The following is a 21,010-nucleotide window of genomic DNA, read 5'->3' as shown; positions in this document are numbered from 1 at the left end:
AGTAGGCTTAGTTTTGATAGACAAGCATACAGCTTAAAAAAAATGAGCATCAGAGAAAAAGAATAAACTATTTTTGAGCAATGAACTACGACTTAAAAAAACTATATAGCATTGCATTTTGGGCGAGCGTTTTTGGAATGCTCGCCTTTATTTTTGATTTTGGTTTTTCGAAAACGGTATTAACGCAACAAATCATTGATGCGTTTTACTTCATAGTTATTGCTTTAGGCTTAGCGGCAACTTTTGCTAGATATTTTGAAAATAAGCAGCTGTTAAAACGTAGGGTTGCTGTTTTCGATGTGATTTCAGTGGTTTATACCTTGTGTGTTTTTTATATGTACCTCTTTCACGGTGAAGCATTTAAAACTGATTTAATTTTAGAAAATCCCATATGGGTCGTTTTGGCTGTCATCCTGTCTTTTATTAGGGAGTTTTCAGAACAAAAACTAAATCTGCATCGAACCTATCTTAATCCGGCACAAATATTCATATTAAGCTTCTTAGTCATTATTTTACTAGGCTCCTTTCTATTAATGATGCCAAAGGCAACACATGAAGGTCTGTCATTCATAGATGCCTTGTTTACGTCAACAAGTGCGGTTTGTGTAACAGGATTGATTGTCGTCGATACTGGAACTTATTTTACGCATTTCGGACAAGCTATCATCATGTTTTTAATACAAATTGGAGGCTTAGGTATCCTAACTTTTGCAAGCTATTTCAGTTACTTTTTTAAAGGAGGAAGTACCTATGAAAACCAATTAACCTTAGGGGAAATGACCAACTCCGATAAAATTAGCGATGTATTTAGCACCCTAAAGAATATTATAGTTATTACGGCTATAGTTGAATTGACAGCCGCTATATTTATTTTCTTTTCCTTGGATAAGAATTTGTTTAGTAGTTTTTCTTATCAAGTATTTTTTTCAATATTTCATGCCATTTCAGCATTTTGTAATGCCGGTTTTTCAACATTATCCAATAGTATCTATGACGTTGGTTTCCGATTTAACTATGCCTTGCAACTCATTATCGTAGCCACGTTTGTTTTAGGAGGTTTAGGGTTTCCTATTGTGGTTAATATCATTAGATTTATCAAATTCAAATTCATTCAGATTTTCTTTTTCAATTCAAAAAACAGAACCTATAAACCTTGGGTGTTAAACATTAATAGTAGAATTACTCTAGTGACTACAACTTCCTTAACTGTAATTGGTTTTATATTATTTTTGATTTTTGAGTATCATAATACACTCGCTGAACACACCTTGTCAGGGAAATTAGTAAACGCATTATTTGGAGCTACAACACCACGAACGGCTGGTTTTAACGCTGTAGATATGGGCGATTTGGCATTTCCTACCATAGTCATCACAATTTTACTCATGTGGGTGGGAGCTTCGCCAACATCAACAGGTGGTGGTATTAAAACTAGTACCTTTGCTATAGCGACGCTAAATATTTTAAGCTTAGCAAAAGGGAAACAGCGTATTGAAGTTTACAGAAGAGAAATAGCCGATATTTCGGTGAGAAGAGCATTCGCAACCATTGCTTTGTCCTTAATGGTTATCGGTGTTGGAATCGTAATTATTAGTGTTTTTAATCCAGAAATGGGATTACTAAACATTGCGTTCGAGTGTTTTTCGGCATATAGTACTGTAGGTTTAAGTTTAGGGGTTACAGGCGATTTAGATACCATTAGTAAATTTGTAATTATCGCTATTATGTTTATTGGAAGGGTTAGTATGCTTTCCATCATAGTTGCGGTGTTCAAAAAAATAAAACATAAAAATTATCGCTACCCTAGCGAAGAAATCACCATAAATTAAAAATAGCATGAAATATATTATTGTAGGTCTTGGAAATTTTGGCGCATCCTTAGGAAAGAAATTAACTGCACAGGGTAATGAGGTGATTGGTGTGGATCGCAAAATGGAAAAAGTTGATTTGCTTAAAGAAGATTTGTCACATACCATTTGTTTGGATGCTACCGATGAATTTACAGTATCTGGTCTTCCCTTAAGTGATACCGATGTGGTTATTGTAGCTATTGGTGAAGATACTGGTGCCAATATTATGGCAACAGCATTACTTAAAAACCTAAAAGTAAAACGCGTAATAAGTCGAGCGATTGATAGCCTGCATGAAAAGGTGCTCAATGCTATTGGTGTTACTGCTATTGTTCATCCCGAAGAAGAATCGGCCGAAAGATGGGCAAAAAGGTTGTCTCTAAAGGGCGTCGTAGATTCTTTTGAATTGAATGATGATTACAGTATTGTTGAGGTTCATGTTCCTGAAAAATTTGATCAAAAAACCATTAGACAGATCGATATTAGAAAACAGTATAACTTACTGGTTTTAACCACTATAGCAAACACAGAAATTAAAAGCGCCGTAGGGAAAACCAGAAATATTACAAACGTTAAAGGTGTAGCTGGTGCCGAAGATATCCTGTATAAAGATGATATCTTGGTTGTATACGGTTCGAATAAAGACATTAAACGGTTTTTAAATAAAGATTGATGATCAATCCTTTGTCGAATCTAATATGTAAAACCATCACTTAATGGGAGCGTATTAAACATCTAAAGGGTGGCATGTCTTATAGTCTCAACACTTTTCCTATCTTTGGATTATGAAGCAGTATTTTCTTTTTATAGTCTTTATTTTCAGTTTTGTGGCTTGCGAAAAGCAGCAGCAAGTGAGTTCCATTCATCCTGAAAATTGGTCAAAACGCACCATTGATATCAGCCATAAGGATAGTTTACAAGTAGGAGCGTCCTATTTGTCTATTTATTCTCAGATTTTTAGCCTATCGGAAAGCAAAACGCATAATTTAACGGCTATGGTAAGTTTGAGAAACACGAGTTTAAATGATACCATTTATATTGAAAAAGCCGATTATTATGATACGCATGGTACTTTAGTGCGTTCCTATTTTGAAAAGACGATTTTCTTAGCACCACTGGAAACCGCTGAAATTATTATCGACGAGGTTGATGTTTCAGGAGGTACGGGTTCTAACTTTATATTTGAATGGAAAATACCTCAAAATACTTCAGTACCTTTATTTGAGGGTATTATGAATTCAACCGTGGGACAACAAGGCTTATCATTTACCACACAAGCAGTACGTATAAAATAATATGGCAGAATATATTACAAAACTATTTTTCATTTTTGCAGTGATCGATCCTATTGGGTCTATTCCTGTATATTTAGAAGCAACCAAGGAATTAGATATTTCTAAAAAGAAGAAAGTCGCTATTCGAGCCACAATGATTGCCTTTTTTATATTGTTGTTTTTTATAATAATCGGACAACTCATTTTAGAAGGTATGTCGGTCTCTTTAGATGCGTTTCAAATTTCAGGAGGTGTGATCCTGTTTCTTTTTGCATTGACCATGATTTTCGGGGACGGGAAACCAGAACAAGAAAAAAGTGGGATTACCGATTATAAACACGTAACGATTTTCCCCATAGCGATACCATCTATTGCTTCACCAGGGGCTATAATGGCTGTGGTTTTATTAACCGATAACCATTTGTATACCATACAACAACAAACCATAACCACTTTTTTGGTATTGGTTATTATAGCGGTAACTTGTTTGATTTTACTAGGCGCTAATCATCTTCAAAAACGCATAGGCGACTACGGTATTACAGTAATTAGTAAAATTATGGGTTTGATTCTTGCCGCATATGCCGTTCAAAACATTTTAACAGGTATTAGTAGCTATTTTCAGAATACCTAAGGATTTTGGTCTGAAAAGAGTCTTCACGAAACATTTAGATCTTAACCACCAAGGACTATTGTAAAGTTTATAAATTAAAAAAGCGCATTGGTTAAATGCGCTTTTAAGGACTTTCTCTAGTTTAGTTTAATTTGTTTGTTGACTAACTCAAATAATTAAATAATAGTGGATTGCCCTAAATGTATATTAGTAAAGTTTAGATTGGTTTCATCAGGATTATGAATGAAATCCTCTATAAAATCCCCAACTTTCGTTGTGCTGATATGATCGTATTTGTTGTTTAAATCAGGTGTTGTTATATGAAGCTTTAACGATTTGTCTACACCTTCTCTCACACGATTTGCTTCTTCATCTAACCCAAAATGATCCAATAACATAGCTGCCGATAAGATGGAAGCTATAGGGTTTGCAATACCTTTGTTGGCAGCTTTAGTATAAGCGCCATGAATAGGCTCGAACATCACATGGTCGTCGCCAATAGATGCTGAAGCTAATAGACCTATAGACCCAACAATAACGCTGGCTTCTTCTGAAAGAATATCACCAAACATATTTTCGGTTAAAATCACATCAAACTGTCTCGGATTAATGATTAAATCCATGGCCGCATTATCGATATAGGTGTAATCTATGTTTACATCGGGATATTGCTTAGCAATGTCTTTCACCACACGGCGCCAAAGTCTAGAACTTTCTAAAACATTAGCCTTATCTACCAAAGTTAATTTGCGTTTTCGTGATTGAGCGGCTTTAAATGCTTTATGTGCAATGCGTTCAATTTCAAAGCGTTGGTATTTACAGGTGTCTGATGCGGTGTTGCCATCGGCACTTAGTTTCTGCTCTCCAAAATAGATACCACCAGTTAACTCTCTATAAATAACCAAATTGGTATCTTTTATAGCTTTTACTTTTAACGAGGATTTATTAAGTAAATCTTCGTAAGCAATAACCGGTCTAATATTGGTATGTAAGCCCAAGGCTTTACGAAGGCCTAAAAGACCTTGTTCAGGACGTACCGTAGCATCAGGATCTTCGTCGTATTTGGTGTTGCCAATGGCTCCAAATAAAACGGCATCCGATTTTTTACAAATTTCAATAGTTTCATCCGGTAGAGGCGAGCCTGTTTTGTCGATAGCTACGGCCCCAACCAGTGCTTTTTCAAAAGTAAATATGTGGTTAAATTCAATAGCGATAGCCTTCAAAACCTTAACGGCCTGAGCTGTAACTTCTGGTCCTATGCCATCTCCCGGTAAAACGCCAATATTTAACTTCATATCGTACTCTTTTTAATTGTCTATTTCCGCGAAAGCGAAAACAAACAGATTTGCATGTTAAGCAGAAATAATTTCTTTATAAATTCTACTGCTTTCTATGATTTTGTGGATGTCATTATCATCAACTTCTTTTTTCTTATCGGCGAAATCTAAAAAGCTTGTATAGATTTCATCCAACTGAAGTTTTGTTAATTCATATCCTATATTTTTTGCTCGGTATGCAAGGGCTGCTCTACCTGAACGTGCTGTTAAAACAATAGCCGATTCGGTTACACCAACATCTTTAGGGTCGATAATTTCGTAAGTTTCACGGTTTTTTATCACCCCATCTTGATGAATTCCAGAACTGTGAGCAAAAGCGTTAGCTCCTACAATCGCTTTGTTTGGTTGCGTGTAAATACCCATACTATCTGAAACTAACTGACTTAAACCGTAAAGCATTTCAGTTTTTATGTTCGTATCAAGATTTAAGTAAGGGTGTTGTTTAAGGATCATCACCACTTCTTCTAAAGCTGTGTTTCCTGCACGCTCGCCAATACCATTAATAGTACATTCAATTTGTCTCGCACCATTAATAACACCTTCAATAGAATTTGCTGTAGCCAATCCTAAATCGTTATGACAGTGGCATGATAAAATCGCTTTATCGATACCTTTTACATTTTCTTTAAGGTATTTAATTTTAGCACCATACTCACTAGGTAAACAGTATCCTGTTGTATCAGGAATGTTTAAAACCGTAGCACCTGCTTTAATCACTTCTTCGCAGATACGTGCTAAATAAGCATTATCCGTCCTACCAGCATCTTCGGCGTAAAACTCAACATCTTCAACAAAAGTTTTTGCGTAAGCAACGGCTTTTACAGCACGCTCTATAATCGCGTCTTGAGTTGAGTTAAACTTAAATTTTATATGTGATTCGGAAGTTCCAATTCCAGTATGGATACGCCCTTTTTTGGCTAGCTTTAAAGCTTCACCAGCTACTTTTATATCGTTTTCTACAGAGCGTGTTAAACCACAAACTGTAGCGTTTTTTACAATTTTTGAAATTTCTACAACCGACTTAAAATCACCCGGACTAGACACAGGGAAACCAGCTTCAATAATATCAACGCCTAAATAATCAAGCTGCTCAGCTATAATTAATTTTTGTTCAGTGTTAAGTTTACATCCTGGGACCTGCTCACCGTCTCTAAGGGTTGTATCAAAAATTTGGACTTTATTATCAGACATTTATTAAAATATATTTTCGTATTGTGCTACGAATGTATATTTTGGTTTTGTAAAAATTGAATTCTACATTTGTTTTTTACGATGTTAAACACATTGATATAACATTTAACATTCTGTAAAACAGAGATTTACATCTGTTTTTATAACTATGACAAGAGATCAAAAAGATAATTTATTTGTTTTAATTAAGTCACTTTCTAAATCCGAAAAACGCCAATTTAAGCTTTATGTTGGTCGTTTGGGGGTGAATGAAGATTCTAAGTTTTTGATGCTATTTAATATTTTAGATAAGCTATCTGTTTATGATGAAGCTGCGATATTAAAAAAAGGCATCGTAAAAAAACAACAACTGTCTAATTTAAAGGCGCATTTGTATAAGCAGATTTTAATTAGCCTACGATTAAACCCGTCGCATCAAGACATTCGTATACAAATTCGTGAACAGCTCGATTTTGCAACCATTCTATATCATAAAGGACTTTATAAGCAAAGTTTGAAAATATTGGATAAGGCGAAGAATCTTGCTATTGTTAATGAAGAAAAAAATGCGGCTTATGAAATTGTTGATCTTGAAAAAATTATAGAGTCGCAATACATCACGCGTAGTCTTAATAATAGAGCCGACCAATTATCTATTGAAGCCAAAGAATTAAGCCGCCAGAATGTATTGGCGAGTAAACTGTCTAATTTATCCCTTCAATTATACGGTCAGTTTTTAAAAACTGGGTACGTTAAGAATAAAGCTGAAACCACTCGTATCACCGAATACTTTAATGCCCGATTGCCAAAATTCGATATTAACGAATTAGGATTCAGAGAAAAGTTATGGCTTTACAAAGCCCGACTATGGTACAGTTTTTTAATTCATGATTTTTTAGCCTGCTATAAATATTCTAAAAAATGGGTGGAGTTGTTTTACGAAAATAAAGATATGATTCTTTTGAATCCTGTGTTTTTCTTAAGAGGCAATAACTATTTGTTAGAATCACTTTATTACTTAAGACAGTATAAAAAGTTTAAAGAGGCATTATTTCGATTTGAAGCCATAACCCGAGAAAAATGGTTTCCTGTTGATGATAACTTGGAAGGCCTAAGTTTTTTGTTCATTTATAATAATAAATTCAATTTACATTTTATTGAAGGAAGTTTTAATGAAGGCTTACCTTTAATAGACGAGGTTTTAGAGCGCCTAAAAAAGTTTAAAGACCGTATTGATGAGCATCACGTTATGGTGTTTTATTACAAAATGGCGAGCATGTATTTTGGAGCCGGCGATAATCGTAAATGTATTTACTACTTGGAAAAGATTATAAGTAATAAATCACTTCAAATGCGAGAAGACTTATTGTGTTTTTCGCGCATCCTAAACTTGGTGGCTCATTATGAAGCGGGCTTAGATTATAACCTTGACGTCCTAATAAAAAGTACCTATAAGTTTTTAATTAAAATGGAAGATTTATATGAGGTACAGAAGGAGTTTATTAAGTTTTTACGTGGACTGGGTGATATTTATCCGCATGAGGTTAAGAATGAATTTATCAAACTACATAAGAAATTAAAGGAGTTTGAGAATGATCCTTACCAAAGCCGTGCTTTTTTATATTTAGATATTATTTCTTGGTTAGAATCCAAAATTGAAAACAAACCGATAGGCGAGATTATTCGTAACAAGTTTCATTTAATGCAGCAAAACACCAACGAATAATAGTTTATAAGGAGATGGCTTTTTTATGAATATAGCGTTGTCCTTCCACCGAAATAACGGTATTTTTAGCTAATGTTAATGGTTGTGTTTCACTGGTTCTGTATTCAAAATCAGTAGTGTCTGCAAAGCTTAAAATCAAATTATTGGCTTCCATGTAGAAGACTCCAGATTTGGTGCCTTCAGTATGATTAGATGTAAAGGTGCCATTGTTTGAAAAATTGTAGTGAATGCCATCTTCGATTTCAATCATATATTGTGTTTCTTGACCCTCAATGTAAGTGGCGATTAGTTCCCAACGGGCTGGAGAAGCTTCTTCAAAAGACGCATCGAAATCGTCATTTTTTTCACAGCTTAAAACGGCAATAAAGAGAGGTAATAAGATAATTTTATTGAAAATAGCATTCATAATTTGGGATTTTAAAAGAAGATGTTCTATTATCAAAAAGGTTGCGTTTACGACTTTGTTTTTTCATAATTAAATCTTAAAAACTAAAATAACCCCTAAAAAATTTGGATATTAACTTTTTCTGAACGAATATTTGCATTCACAAAGTTCAAAAAAACTTACTGAAATGTTATCAAGAAAGGCAGAGGGATTAGACCCAATGAAGCCTTAGCAACCCTTTATCTGTAAAGAAGGTGCTAAATTCTACCCTAACGGATAGATAACAAAACGAAATTATTTTTTCTATAATTTCTAAATTCTTTATAACATTTTTCTATTAGGTACACGCTTAAAACCGTGCATTTTGGCTTTTTGGTTTATCAAAGTCTTTCAGAAATGTTTATTTTTTCTGAATCCTTTGAAATTTTCATCCTCGCTATTTCGGGGATTATTATTAACTAAAAAAATTAGAAAAATGAGTACACAAAAATTAGCAACAGACGCCTTACACGCAGGGCATGATTTTGCAGCCAATGGCGGAACACGAGCGGTTCCAATTTACCAATCGTCTTCGTATGTTTTCAATGATTCAGATCATGCGGCGAATCTTTTTTCATTAAAAGAATTAGGATTTATTTACACCCGATTAAACAACCCTACCAATCAAATTTTACAAGACCGTTTAGCGGCTGTGGAAGGCGGAATTGGCGCTGTGGTTTTTGCTTCGGGAACATCGGCTATTTCAACTGGATTATTAACTTTATTAAAAGCGGGTGATCATATCGTAGCTTCTAGCAGCTTGTATGGTGGTACCTATAATTTACTAAGCGTGACTTTGCCAAGGTTAGGCATTACAACGACCTTTGTAGATGCATCTGAACCAGATAATTTTAAGGATGCTGTAAAAGACAATACGCGCGCCTTTTTTGTAGAATCATTAGGGAATCCAAAATTAGATGTATTAGATCTAGAAGCCATTGCCGAGCATTCTAAGGCGGCGGGGGTGCCATTTATTGTAGACAATACCGTGGCCACACCAGCTTTGCTAAACCCTATTAAGCACGGAGCGAATATTGTAATTCATTCGTTAACAAAATATATTGGCGGACAAGGAACTTCCTTAGGAGGAGCCATTATTGATGCAGGTAATTTTGATTGGGCGAATGGAAAATTCCCAGAATTTACAGAGCCTTCAGCGGGATACCACGGATTGGTATATCATGAGGCTTTAGGTGCTGCAGCTTACACCTTCAAATTAATTTTGGAAGGTTTAAGAGACTTTGGCGGTGCTTTAAGTCCGTTTAACGCCTTTCAAATTTTACAAGGTTTAGAAACTTTACCAGTTAGAATTAAACAACATAGTGAAAACGCCTTGGAACTAGCTAAATGGCTAGAGGCTCAAGATGAAGTTGCTTGGGTGAATTACCCTGGACTAGAAAGTAACGCCTATAAAAAGTTAGCCGATAAATATTTGCCTAAAGGACAAAGTGGGATTATAACTTTCGGACATAAAGGCGGTTTTGAAGCAGCAAAAAAAATAGCAGATAACACCAAATTGTTCTCTTTATTGGCTAATATTGGAGATACTAAATCTTTAATTATTCATCCAGCCAGCACAACGCACCAACAACTTGATGAAAAAGAACAAGCTTCAGCAGGGGTGTCTAGTGATTTGATTAGATTGTCTGTGGGTATTGAAGATATAGAAGATTTAAAAGCAGATTTAGTTCAAGCTTTTAAAACCATTTAAATAAAAGATTTTTAATTCCGCGAAAGCGAGAACATAAACCTTATTAAAACATAACTCATTGGAGCATCCTTTGCAACATATTAAGATTAAAGATTTTGTAACCGAAAATGACACGGTAAACTCGGAAATCAATTTAAGTTATCAAGTTTTTGGTAAACCCATTGGTGAAGCGCCCATTATTTTAGTAAACCACGCCCTTACGGGGAATAGTCATGTAGCTGGAAAAGGCGGCTGGTGGAGCGATTTAATTGGTGATGATAAAGTGGTCGATACGAAGCTTTACACCATTTTGGCTTTTAATATCCCTGGAAATGGATTTGATGGATTTGTTATTGATAATTACAAGGATTTTGTAGCTAGAGATATAGCCAACCTATTTCTAATCGGATTAGAAAAGCTAAAAACAGGAAAATTATTTGCTGTCATTGGCGGGTCGCTAGGTGGCGGAATTTCTTGGGAAATGGCTGTTTTAAAACCAGATTTAACCGAGCATTTGGTCGTGGTAGCAACCGATTGGAAATCTACCGATTGGCTTATTGCAAATTGTCAGATTCAGGAGCAGTTCTTATTAAACTCGAAGCATCCGGTTCACGATGCGCGCATGCATGCCATGTTATGTTACCGTACGCCGGAATCGTTTAAAGAGCGTTTTCAGCGGTCTAAAAATGATGATTTAGAGATTTTTAATGTGGAAAGTTGGCTGTTGCATCATGGCGACAAGTTGCAAGAACGTTTTCAGCTATCAGCTTATAAATTAATGAATCAGCTCCTTAAAACCATTGATGTTACCAAAGGGAGAACTGAAAACTTCAATGTGTTAGAAAATATTGAGGCTAATATTCATATTATAGGTGTGGATTCCGATTTGTTTTTTACCGCAGAAGAAAATAGAGAAACTCAAAAACAGTTGGCTTTAACGCATCCTAACGTGACATACAACGAAATTAATTCGGTTCATGGTCACGATGCGTTTTTAATGGAGTACGACCAACTTGAAAAAATAATAGAAGGCATTTTTGTGCCAAATTCTAAAAGAAAAAGAATGAAAGTATTAAAATTTGGAGGCAAATCTTTAGCAAACGGGACAGGTTTAAATACCGTGCTTTCCATTATAGAAAATAAAGTAGCTGCCGGTGATCGTATTAGTGTGGTAGTTTCTGCAAGAGGATCGGCTACCGACGATTTGGAAGCGATTTTAAACAAAGCCGCCAAAGGTGAAACGTATAAGGAAGCCTTAGAAGCTTTTAAAGCTTACCAAACCGAGCCTTCTAAAACGGTAGATTTCTCAGAAGAGTTTGCTGTATTAGACAAGCTTTTTGAAGGGGTGAGTTTATTAGGGGATTACAGTAGTAAAACCAAGGATAATATTTTGGCTCAAGGCGAATTGCTATCGGTAAAACTTATTACAAGCATTCTAAACGAGCGCGGTATTAAAGCAAATGCCACCGATTCTCGTGATTTGATTAAAACCGATGAGGTTTTTGGAAACGCACAGCCTTTAGCCAAGTTATCTAAAGAAAATACCCAAGCTTTTTTTAAGAAGCATAAAGATGCCGTGAATATCATTACAGGATTTATCGCGTCTAACTTAAAGAATGAAACCACAACTTTAGGGAGAAACGGGAGTAACTATACAGCCGCTTTAATTGCAAATTATTTAGATGCTGAAGAGCTTCAAAATTATACCCACGTTAATGGTATCTATACCGCAGACCCAAGTATGGTGGCCGATGCGCAACAAATTAGAGAGCTGTCTTTTAGTGAAGCGAATGAGTTGGCTAACTTCGGAACGTCCGTATTACACGCTAAAACCATTATCCCTTTAGTTGAAAAAAATATCAGTCTTCGTATTTTAAATACTTTCAATCCTGATGATGAAGGAACTCTAATTACTGCAAGACCTAGTACTAAAGAAGTGACATCGCTTTCAGTTTTAGATAATGTAGCGCTTTTAAATTTTGAAGGCCGCGGCTTACTAGGTAAAATTGGTGTTGATGCCCGAATTTTTAAGGCCTTAAGTAACTACGGTATTAGTGTGAGTATCGTGTCTCAAGGTTCTTCGGAGCGCGGTATCGGATTGATTATCAATTCCGATCAGGCCACTCAGGCGGTTATAGCGTTAGAGCGTGAGTTTGAAGGTGATTTCTATTCTCAAGACGTGAATAAAATTGATGTGGTGGACGATGTTTCGGTGATTTCCATTGTTGGTATTGAGCTGAGTTCATTTCATAAACCCTTCAATGCCTTAATTAAAAACCAAATTACACCGCTATTATTTAATAACACGGTAACAGGTAAAAACGTGAGTTTGGTGGTTAAAAAACACGATCTTCATAAAGCCGTTAACGTGATTCACGGTGAAGTTTTTGGTATTTCTAAAAAGATAAACATTGTTATTTTTGGCCACGGTGGTGTTGGTGGTGCACTAATCAATCAGATATTAAAATCTAAAGACGATATAGAAAAACGTAAAGGCATCAACTTAAATATGTTTGCTATTGCGAATTCTAAAAAACAACTGTTATCTAAAAATGGCGTTGAGCTCACATGGGAAGATGATATAAAAACAACAAACAACGAAAGTTCGATTGCCGATATCATTGCCTTTGCAAAAAAACATCATTTAGAAAACTTAATCGCGGTTGATAATACGGCTAGTCCGAAGTTTTACGAAAATTACGTGCCACTTATTGAAGCAGGTTTCGACTTGGTGTCTTCAAATAAAGTAGCCAACACCGTATCGCATGATTTTTATAAAGCGTTACGTGTAAAGTTAAAGGAGAATAATAAACAATATTTATACGAAACAACAGTAGGAGCAGGACTTCCGCTTATCGATACCATCAAATTATTACACGAATCGGGAGAAAATATCACTAGAATTCGTGGCGTGTTTTCTGGAACTTTAAGTTACTTGTTCAATAATTTTTCTGTGGAAAACAAGCCGTTTAGTGAGATTATTCAGGAAACCATCGATAAAGGCTTTACAGAACCAGATCCGCGTGAAGATTTCTCTGGAAATGATGTGGCTAGAAAACTGCTTATCCTTGCCAGAGAGTTAGATTTACAAAATGAATTTGAAGATGTTTCGGTACAAAACCTTATTCCAGAGGCGTATCAAAATATTTCTGTTGCCGAGTTTTTAGCCCAATTAGATGTTTTAGACGACCAATATCAGGAAATAAAGGACAATCAGAAACCAGATCATGTATTACGTTATGTAGGTGATTTATCTGGTGATTTGTCCAAGGACAAAGGAAAACTAGAAGTGAAATTGGTATCCATTCCAGAAGACAGTACCTTAGGCCACGTGAAAGGCTCGGATGCGATTTTTGAAATTTTCACCGAATCCTATGGCGAGCAGCCTATCGTCATTCAAGGTGCAGGAGCAGGAGCCGAAGTAACCGCAAGAGGCGTGTTTGGAGATATTTTACGATTATCGAAACACATTAATTAAAATTCCTACGAAGGCGGGAATCTCAAGAAGTGTAAAAAATATATGTCCAAAGAAGGTTTAGAAAATATCAAGAGTTTACTAGATAAACAGTAAGCTGGGTTATAAAAAACTAACTTTGTAGATAAGCGCATTAGGGAGCCTTTTTTCGCCTCCAAAAAGACGAAAGAAGATTTAGAGGATAGCCCGCCCCGATAGGGAAATGCCATAAAATAAATGATTAAAACGAACTATGAGTAATAACAAGAAATTTGAAACTTTAGCAGTACGAACCCAATCGGAAACGACTCAGTTTTCTGAACATTCAGTGCCTTTGTATTTAACCTCAGGCTTTGTGTTTGATGATGCCGAGGAAATGCGTGCTTCGTTTGCTGAAGAGAAACAACGTGATTTATACAGCCGCTATAGCAACCCGAATGTGAACGAATTTGTAGAAAAAGTTTGTTTAATGGAAGGGGCTGAGGCTGGTTATGCGTTCGCTAGTGGAATGGCAGCTGTGTTTTCAACGTTTGCAACCTTATTAGATGCTGGGGATCATGTGGTATCTTGTAGTTCAGTTTTTGGGGCTACACACGGTTTGTTTACCAAATATTTCCCAAAATGGAATATTGAATGTTCTTACTTTAATATTAATGAAGTAGACACCATAGAAAGTTTGATTCAACCGAATACTAAATTTATTTATGCCGAAACACCAACCAACCCAGGAGTGGATGTTTTAGATTTAGATTTACTTAGTGCTATTTGTAAAAAACACGGACTTTTATTGGTTATCGATAACTGTTTTGCTACACCTTATTTACAAAATCCGATTAAACATGGCGCTGATTTAGTGATTCATTCGGCAACTAAATTAATGGATGGTCAAGGTCGTGTTCTCGGCGGCATAACGGTGGGTTCAAAGGAATTAATTAGAGAGATTTACTTGTTTTCCCGCCTTACAGGGCCTGCAATGAGTGCTTTTAATGCTTGGGTGCTATCAAAATCCCTTGAAACTTTGGCAGTACGAACCGATAAGCATTGTGAAAATGCACTAAAAATAGCCGAGTTTTTAGAGGCACATCCAAAGGTAAAATGGGTGAAATATCCGTTTTTAAAATCACACCCTAAGTACGATATTGCTAAAAAACAAATGCGTTTAGGTGGTAGTATTGTAGCCTTTGAAGTAGAAGGTGGGGTAGAAGGCGGTCGCGCCTTTTTCGATAATATAAAAATGTGTTCGCTTTCAGCCAATTTAGGTGATACTAGAACTATTGTAACGCATCCAGCAAGTACCACACACGCTAAAGTAGAGCCAGAAGTTAAGGCTGCTGTTGGGATTACCGACGGTTCTGTGCGTATTTCGGCAGGATTAGAGCATGTCGATGATATTATTGCCGATTTAAAACAAGCTTTAGGTTAAGAATTATTAATCATGAGACTTTTTACAGTTGACGCTTTTACAGATACCCCTTTTTGTGGAAATCCTGCTGGGGTTTGTATTTTGGAACAGGAACTTTCCGATAAGGATTATCTCAAAATAGCTCAGGAAGTTAACCTTTCGGAAACCGCTTTTGTTGTGCCTACAGGCGAGACATTTCAATTAAGGTGGTTTACGCCTACTAACGAAGTTGATTTATGCGGTCATGCTACCTTGGCGACGGCTAAAATCTTGTTTGATAAACTTCATGTTCCAAATAAAGTTTTGGAGTTTGAAACTAAAAGTGGGATTTTAAAGGTTGAAAAGAAGGATACTGTACTAGAAATGAATTTCCCCTTAGGGAACTTGGAGCCTGTAAATGAACCAGATTTGTTACTTGAGAAATTTCTAAATGAAAAACCCTTATCTATAAACGTTGATAAAGATTGGTGTGTTTTAGAGTTAGCCGATGAAGATCATGTGAAAAACTTCAAACCAGATTTTGGTTTGCTATTATCGTATCATAAAAAAATAGTTGTGATTACAGCAAAATCGGAACATGAACACTACGATTTTGTGTCTCGAGTATTTGGTCCAGCTATAGGAATAGATGAAGACCCTGTAACGGGTTCAGCACATTGTTATTTAGCTAGTTTTTGGGCTAAAAAACTCAATAAATCAACACTTGTAGGATATCAAGCCTCGACACGTGGCGGGGTTGTTCATTGTGAGATTGTTGATAATCAAAGGGTTTTGCTTCGAGGAGACTGTGTTATCATGTCCGAAATGCTCATTGATTGGTCATTTTAAATAATAAGACTTTGTGAACTTTACAAAGACTTTAACAGAAGTCTTGCAAATTGGTCAACCAGTTATTTGTATCTTTGCACCGTTTTATTTTATAATAAATGCACTTAGCTATGAAGAAACTGCCCTACCTTTTTGTCTTACTTTTGGTTTCCTTTTTAACCTTTAACTGCAGTAGTTCTACTGATGATTTAGTTGAAGATGAACAAGAAGAAACCCCTACAACTCCGGAACCTGAAGAGGATAAGGAGCCAGAGGGAGAGACTGATCCAGAAGAGGAAAACGATAACGGCGAGCTGAACCCGAACCTAGCACCTTCTGAAAATTTTGATTTATCAACTTGGAATTTAAGTGTACCTGTAAATAACGGCAATGGTACAGCGCTTAATATTAGTGTGGCAACCTTAAACAATGGCTACGAAGATGACGTGTTTTTTTACACAGCCGACGATGGTGGTATGGTGTTTAAATGTCCGAATGAAGGTTATAAAACTTCAACAAATACTTCTTATACACGTGTAGAACTTCGTGAAATGTTAAGAGGAACAAATACAGGTATCCCTACTCAAGGTGTGACTAAAAACAACTGGGTTTTTGGAACAGCACCTAATGCCGATATCAATGCGGCTTATGGTTACGACGGAGAAATGACAGCGACCTTAGCAGTAAATCATGTAACAACTACAGGAACTAATAGCCATATTGGTCGTGTAATTGTTGGTCAAATACACGCTAACGACGACGAGCCTGTTCGTATTTATTATAGAAAATTACCAAATAACGAATTGGGTTCTATATATTTTGCTCACGAACCTACCGATGGAAATGGTTCAGAACAGTGGCATGAACTTATTGGATCTAGAAGTAATAGTGCTTCTAACCCTTCTGATGGTATTGCTTTAAATGAAAAATTTAGCTATAAAATTCATGTGGAAGGTGATGCTTTAACGGTTACCATTTCTAGAGAAGGTAAAGTTGATGTATCTAAAACGGTAGATATGACAAATAGCGGATTCAATGTGGGCGGACAATACATGTATTTTAAAGCCGGTGTTTATAATCAGAACAATACAGGTGATGATAACGACTATGTACAAGCAACTTTTTATGCTTTAGAAAAATCACATACCACGTTATAACAGCCGATATAAGTATAAAATTAAAGCCGTTATGTTTTGTGTTTCAACTCAAAATATAACGGTTTTTTTGTGTCCATTAATTTTTTGGTCATAAGATTGTTAAAATCTTTATCTTCGCATCATGCTATCTAAAAAAACCAAATACGGATTAAAAGCGCTTACGTTTATAGCGCGAACTGAAGGAGATTCGCCTTTACAAGTTGCTGAAATTGCCAAAAATGAGCAAATTCCACAGAAATTTTTAGAAAGTATTTTATTAACACTTCGCAAATCGGGTATTCTAGGCTCTAAAAAAGGGAAACATGGTGGTTATTATTTAAGACAGCCATCTGAAGAGATTTTAATGACCGATGTGATGCGTGTGCTTGAAGGACCTATTGCTATGGTGCCTTGTGTAAGCTTGAATTACTACGAAAAGTGTGACGACTGTGTTGATGAAGATACTTGCAGCGTTAATAAATTAATGCTTCAAGTACGTGATAGCACACTTAATGTCTTCAGAAATACCACTTTAGCAGATTTGTCTCGCCCAAAAGACTAAAATATTCCTAATGTTTATTGCTTTTTTATACTAATTTTTAGGCTATTGGTGGAATTTTTTTCAATATGCTAAAAATTTGAAATTAATTTTTTTATGTAACAAAATATAGTACATTTGTATTCCCTAGTAAATCGATAGGGTTAATGTAATACATCAACAAATGATTGCGCAAATGTTATTGAAAAATAAAGAAAAGTCTACGTACAAAGAAGATAGTGCGAGTGAAAAACCACTAAGAAGTGTTGTAAAATCACTTAGTTGGAGAACTATCGGAACTTTAGATACGATTTTAATTTCTTGGTTAGTAACCGGGGAATTAACTTTAGCGTTTTCGATAGGATCTATCGAATTAGTAACAAAAATGGTGTTGTACTTTTTCCATGAAAGAGTTTGGAACTCTATAAAATGGGGGAAATAAATAAAGAATTATGTTTACAGAAGATCAAATAGAGGTATTAAACAACGCATTTAAAGATGCTACACCAGCTGAAATTATTGCTAAAGCTTACGAGCTTAATAATGAGGCGGTGGTAACAACAAATTTTAGACCATACGAAGCTGCAATTTTACATGTGGTGAGTACAGTAAAAGCTGATGTTCCAGTGATATGGTGTGATACCGGTTATAATACACCTCAAACTTATAAGCACGCAGAACAAGTTATAAAAGATTTAAGTTTAAATGTGTTTTTATATGTACCAAAACAAACTTCGGCGCACCGCGATGTGGTTATGGGGATACCAACCGTTGACCAGCCAGAGCACGCTTTATTTACTGAGCAAGTAAAGCTAGAGCCTTTTGCTAGAGCGATGGCCGAACACAAGCCTAAAGTTTGGTTTACAAATTTACGTCAGGGGCAAACGGCTTTTAGAAATAGTATTGGTATTTTTAGCCTCAGTAAAGATGGCGTTTTAAAAGTGAGTCCATTTTACTTTTGGTCAGACGAAAAATTAGATGCCTATTTAAAGGAAAATAACTTGCCAAACGAGTTTAAATATTTCGACCCAACAAAAGCATTAGAAAATAGAGAGTGTGGTTTACACGCTTAATAAAATTGATAAAAAGAATACGATGAAAAAAGACACATCAAATATAAACTCGCTAGAAAACGAAGCGATATATATTATGAGAGAAGTAGCAGCACAGTTTGAAAAGCCTGTGTTATTATTTTCAGGAGGAAAAGATTCTATTACATTAGTAAGATTGGCGGTAAAAGCCTTTTATCCTGCAAAAGTGCCATTTCCTTTAATGCATATCGACACAGGGCATAATTTCCCAGAAACTATCGAATTTAGAGATCGTTTGTGTAAGGAGTTAGGTTTAGAATTGATTGTAAGAAACGTTCAAGATTCTATTGATGAAGGCAAAGTAAAAGAAGAGTCTGGTAGATATGCTAGTAGAAACATGCTACAAACTACCACGCTTTTAGATGCTATCGAAGAGTTTAAGTTTGATGCTTGTATTGGTGGTGCACGTCGTGATGAAGAAAAAGCAAGAGCTAAAGAACGTATTTTTTCTGTTCGTGATGATTTCGGACAATGGGATGAAAAAAATCAACGTCCAGAGTTATTCGATATGTTAAATGGTGATATCGAGCACGGTCAAAATGTTCGTGTATTCCCAATTTCAAACTGGACAGAATTAGATGTGTGGTCGTATATCGAGAAGGAAAATATTGAAATTCCATCTATTTATTTCGCACACAAACGTAAAGTATTCTTAAGAGATGGTATGATTTGGTCTGCTGAAGATGAAGTAGTTTATAGAGATGATCATGAAGAAGTGATTGAAGAAATGGTGCGTTTTAGAACCGTAGGTGATATGAGTTGTACAGCAGCCGTTTTATCGGAAGCGTCTACCATTACCAAAGTTGTTGAGGAGATTAGAGATTCTTCAATTTCAGAACGTGGTGCTCGTATCGATGATAAAAGATCGGAAGCCGCTATGGAGAAACGTAAACAACAAGGGTATTTCTAGAGTAAAGCCCCCTAGCCCCCGAAGGGGGATTAGCAAGATTGCGGATAAAAAGGATTAAAATAAAAACTTAATATAGATACAATTTTATAGTATTAATACTAAGTAAAAAATATTAACAATATTCTTACTTCGCCCGAGTAAGGATTCCTCCCCCAGGGGAGGTTAGGAGGGGCTTCATTTATGGAAGTATTAAAAATAGCAACAGCAGGAAGTGTAGATGATGGGAAAAGTACGTTAATCGGACGTATTCTTTACGATACAAAATCATTAACTACCGATAAATTAGAGGCTATTGAAAAAACAAGTAAGCAACGTGGATACGACTACTTAGATTTTTCTTTAGCAACCGATGGATTAGTTGCAGAAAGAGAACAAGGTATTACCATTGACGTGGCGCATATCTATTTTTCAACTAAAAAGAAAAGTTACATCATCGCCGATACACCGGGTCACGTAGAATATACACGTAACATGGTAACTGGTGCTTCAACATCACAAGCGTCTATCATCTTAATCGATGCTAGAAAAGGGGTGATCGAGCAAACAAATCGTCACTTTTTTATCAATAACTTATTACGTATTAAAGACGTGGTAGTAGCGATAAACAAGATGGATTTAGTAGATTATTCTGAAGAAATTTATAATAAGATCAAAGCTGATTTTTCAGAATTAATGAGCAAACGTGATTATCAAGATCAAAAAATTACGTTCATACCTGTAAGTGCTTTAAAAGGTGATAATGTTGTAAATAAAACTGATAAAATGCCTTGGTATAAAGGTGAAGCTTTATTGGAGCATTTAGAGCAATTAGATAAAAAAGATATCTTTAACGTTGGTACACCGCGTTTCCCAGTGCAGTATGTAATCCGTCCTAAAACTGAAGAATTTCACGATTTTAGAGGTTATGCAGGAAAAGTTTACGGTGGAAATTTAAGCGTTGGAGATGATATTGTTGTGCTTCCATCACAAACCAAATCGAAGATAAAAGATATTTATTTCTATGATGAAAAGTACGAAACGGCTTCAAGACGTTCTTCTGTAACCATTACATTAGAGAACGATATTAATGTGAGTCGTGGCGATATGATTGTAAAAGCAGACGATCTTCCAACGATTGAAAAGCAATTTACTGCTAACGTTTGTTGGATGGATGCGACTAACTTAACAGCTGGAGGGAAGTACATTGTACAACACGGTGTTAATAAAGTATTAGCTAAGGTAGATAAGATTAATCATAAAATTCACCCAGATTATTCAGGGATTGAAGAAGGAGCTACCTCTTTAGGCGTAAATGATATTGCTTCTGTAACTTTTAAGTTAAATAAACCAATTTTTTACGACCAATTTAAAAACCACCGTACTAATGGGTCTTTTATTTTAATCGATCCGCAAAGTAACAATACGGTAGCAGCAGGGTTTATTCAGTAGAGAAAAGCACCCTAGCTTCCGAAGGGAATTAGCTAGGCGAGTAAAACCAAACAGACCAAACAACTTATAAAGTTTAAATATTTTGTAAGTATTGAAAAATAAAACTATTAACAATATTCTTACTCCGCCCGAGTAAGAATTCCTCCCTAAGCCTGCTTTG

18 protein-coding genes and 1 riboswitch are annotated in these 21,010 nt (G+C 35.7%); of the genes, 15 read left to right on the top strand and 3 right to left on the bottom strand.

What is annotated here, in order from left to right; genetic code table 11:
- Positions 1–80: 80 nt before the first annotated feature.
- From A6I66_RS00485 to A6I66_RS00470, 4 genes are all read left to right on the top strand, one after another.
- Positions 81–1,829 (top strand): TrkH family potassium uptake protein, encoded by a 1,749-nt coding sequence (locus A6I66_RS00485; RefSeq protein WP_067144769.1) that lies wholly within the window; start codon positions 81–83, stop codon positions 1,827–1,829.
- 7 nt (positions 1,830–1,836) lie between these two features.
- A complete protein-coding gene (locus A6I66_RS00480) occupies positions 1,837–2,523 on the top strand; it encodes a potassium channel family protein (RefSeq protein ID WP_067144768.1) in 687 nt (228 codons plus the stop codon).
- Positions 2,524–2,635: 112 nt separating this feature from the next.
- Positions 2,636–3,145 carry a DUF3124 domain-containing protein gene (locus A6I66_RS00475; protein ID WP_067144767.1) on the top strand — a complete coding sequence of 170 codons (510 nt, stop codon included), beginning with the start codon at positions 2,636–2,638 and terminating at the stop codon, positions 3,143–3,145.
- A gap of 1 nt (position 3,146) precedes the next feature.
- Positions 3,147–3,758 (top strand): MarC family protein, encoded by a 612-nt coding sequence (locus A6I66_RS00470; protein WP_067144766.1) that lies wholly within the window; start codon positions 3,147–3,149, stop codon positions 3,756–3,758.
- A gap of 155 nt (positions 3,759–3,913) precedes the next feature.
- Here the strand turns inward: A6I66_RS00470 and leuB are convergent, their stop codons facing one another.
- Positions 3,914–5,032 carry a 3-isopropylmalate dehydrogenase gene (gene leuB / locus A6I66_RS00465; protein WP_067144765.1) on the bottom strand — a complete coding sequence of 373 codons (1,119 nt, stop codon included), beginning with the start codon at positions 5,030–5,032 and terminating at the stop codon, positions 3,914–3,916.
- A gap of 57 nt (positions 5,033–5,089) precedes the next feature.
- On the bottom strand, positions 5,090–6,265 hold the full coding sequence (locus tag A6I66_RS00460; RefSeq protein ID WP_084399362.1) for a 2-isopropylmalate synthase: 1,176 nt from the start codon (positions 6,263–6,265) through the stop codon (positions 5,090–5,092).
- A gap of 148 nt (positions 6,266–6,413) precedes the next feature.
- Between A6I66_RS00460 and A6I66_RS00455 the strand changes: the two genes are divergently transcribed.
- Entirely contained in the window at positions 6,414–7,970 is a 1,557-nt protein-coding gene (locus A6I66_RS00455) for a hypothetical protein (RefSeq protein WP_067144763.1), read from the top strand.
- A gap of 4 nt (positions 7,971–7,974) precedes the next feature.
- Here the strand turns inward: A6I66_RS00455 and A6I66_RS00450 are convergent, their stop codons facing one another.
- On the bottom strand, positions 7,975–8,376 hold the full coding sequence (locus A6I66_RS00450) for a NosD domain-containing protein (RefSeq protein WP_067144761.1): 402 nt from the start codon (positions 8,374–8,376) through the stop codon (positions 7,975–7,977).
- A 166-nt stretch (positions 8,377–8,542) separates the two neighbouring features.
- Positions 8,543–8,642: riboswitch (SAM riboswitch) on the top strand.
- Positions 8,643–8,830: 188 nt separating this feature from the next.
- Here A6I66_RS00450 and A6I66_RS00445 point away from each other — a divergent pair.
- From A6I66_RS00445 to A6I66_RS00400, 10 genes are all read left to right on the top strand, one after another.
- Complete coding sequence (locus tag A6I66_RS00445) at positions 8,831–10,105, top strand: O-acetylhomoserine aminocarboxypropyltransferase/cysteine synthase family protein (protein WP_067144759.1); 1,275 nt, start codon at positions 8,831–8,833, stop codon at positions 10,103–10,105.
- A gap of 58 nt (positions 10,106–10,163) precedes the next feature.
- Positions 10,164–13,562, top strand: coding sequence for a bifunctional aspartate kinase/homoserine dehydrogenase I (thrA, locus tag A6I66_RS00440; RefSeq protein WP_067144757.1), 3,399 nt, complete (start codon positions 10,164–10,166; stop codon positions 13,560–13,562).
- A 229-nt stretch (positions 13,563–13,791) separates the two neighbouring features.
- Positions 13,792–14,961: a trans-sulfuration enzyme family protein gene (locus tag A6I66_RS00435; RefSeq protein WP_067144755.1), complete on the top strand. Its 1,170-nt coding sequence runs from the start codon at positions 13,792–13,794 to the stop codon at positions 14,959–14,961.
- 12 nt (positions 14,962–14,973) lie between these two features.
- Entirely contained in the window at positions 14,974–15,768 is a 795-nt protein-coding gene (locus A6I66_RS00430; protein WP_067144752.1) for a PhzF family phenazine biosynthesis protein, read from the top strand.
- 110 nt (positions 15,769–15,878) lie between these two features.
- Positions 15,879–16,904, top strand: a complete 1,026-nt coding sequence (locus A6I66_RS00425; RefSeq protein ID WP_245683409.1) for a polysaccharide lyase family 7 protein — start codon at positions 15,879–15,881, stop codon at positions 16,902–16,904.
- 121 nt (positions 16,905–17,025) lie between these two features.
- Positions 17,026–17,445, top strand: a complete 420-nt coding sequence (locus tag A6I66_RS00420) for an RrF2 family transcriptional regulator (RefSeq protein WP_067144750.1) — start codon at positions 17,026–17,028, stop codon at positions 17,443–17,445.
- A gap of 160 nt (positions 17,446–17,605) precedes the next feature.
- Positions 17,606–17,863 (top strand): DUF2061 domain-containing protein, encoded by a 258-nt coding sequence (locus A6I66_RS00415; protein ID WP_067144748.1) that lies wholly within the window; start codon positions 17,606–17,608, stop codon positions 17,861–17,863.
- Positions 17,864–17,873: 10 nt separating this feature from the next.
- Entirely contained in the window at positions 17,874–18,494 is a 621-nt protein-coding gene (locus A6I66_RS00410; RefSeq protein WP_067144746.1) for a phosphoadenosine phosphosulfate reductase domain-containing protein, read from the top strand.
- Between the two features lie 4 nt (positions 18,495–18,498).
- Positions 18,499–19,422: a sulfate adenylyltransferase subunit CysD gene (gene cysD / locus A6I66_RS00405; RefSeq protein WP_262509410.1), complete on the top strand. Its 924-nt coding sequence runs from the start codon at positions 18,499–18,501 to the stop codon at positions 19,420–19,422.
- Positions 19,423–19,602: 180 nt separating this feature from the next.
- The gene (locus A6I66_RS00400) at positions 19,603–20,850 is read left to right on the top strand and encodes a sulfate adenylyltransferase subunit 1 (protein WP_067144743.1); all 1,248 of its coding nucleotides are present in this window, start codon (positions 19,603–19,605) and stop codon (positions 20,848–20,850) included.
- Positions 20,851–21,010 lie beyond the last annotated feature (160 nt).

The sequence above is a fragment of the Pseudotamlana agarivorans genome (assembly GCF_001642835.1).
Taxonomy (GTDB): domain Bacteria; phylum Bacteroidota; class Bacteroidia; order Flavobacteriales; family Flavobacteriaceae; genus Pseudotamlana; species Pseudotamlana agarivorans.
This window is presented reverse-complemented; position numbering and strand designations above follow the sequence as displayed.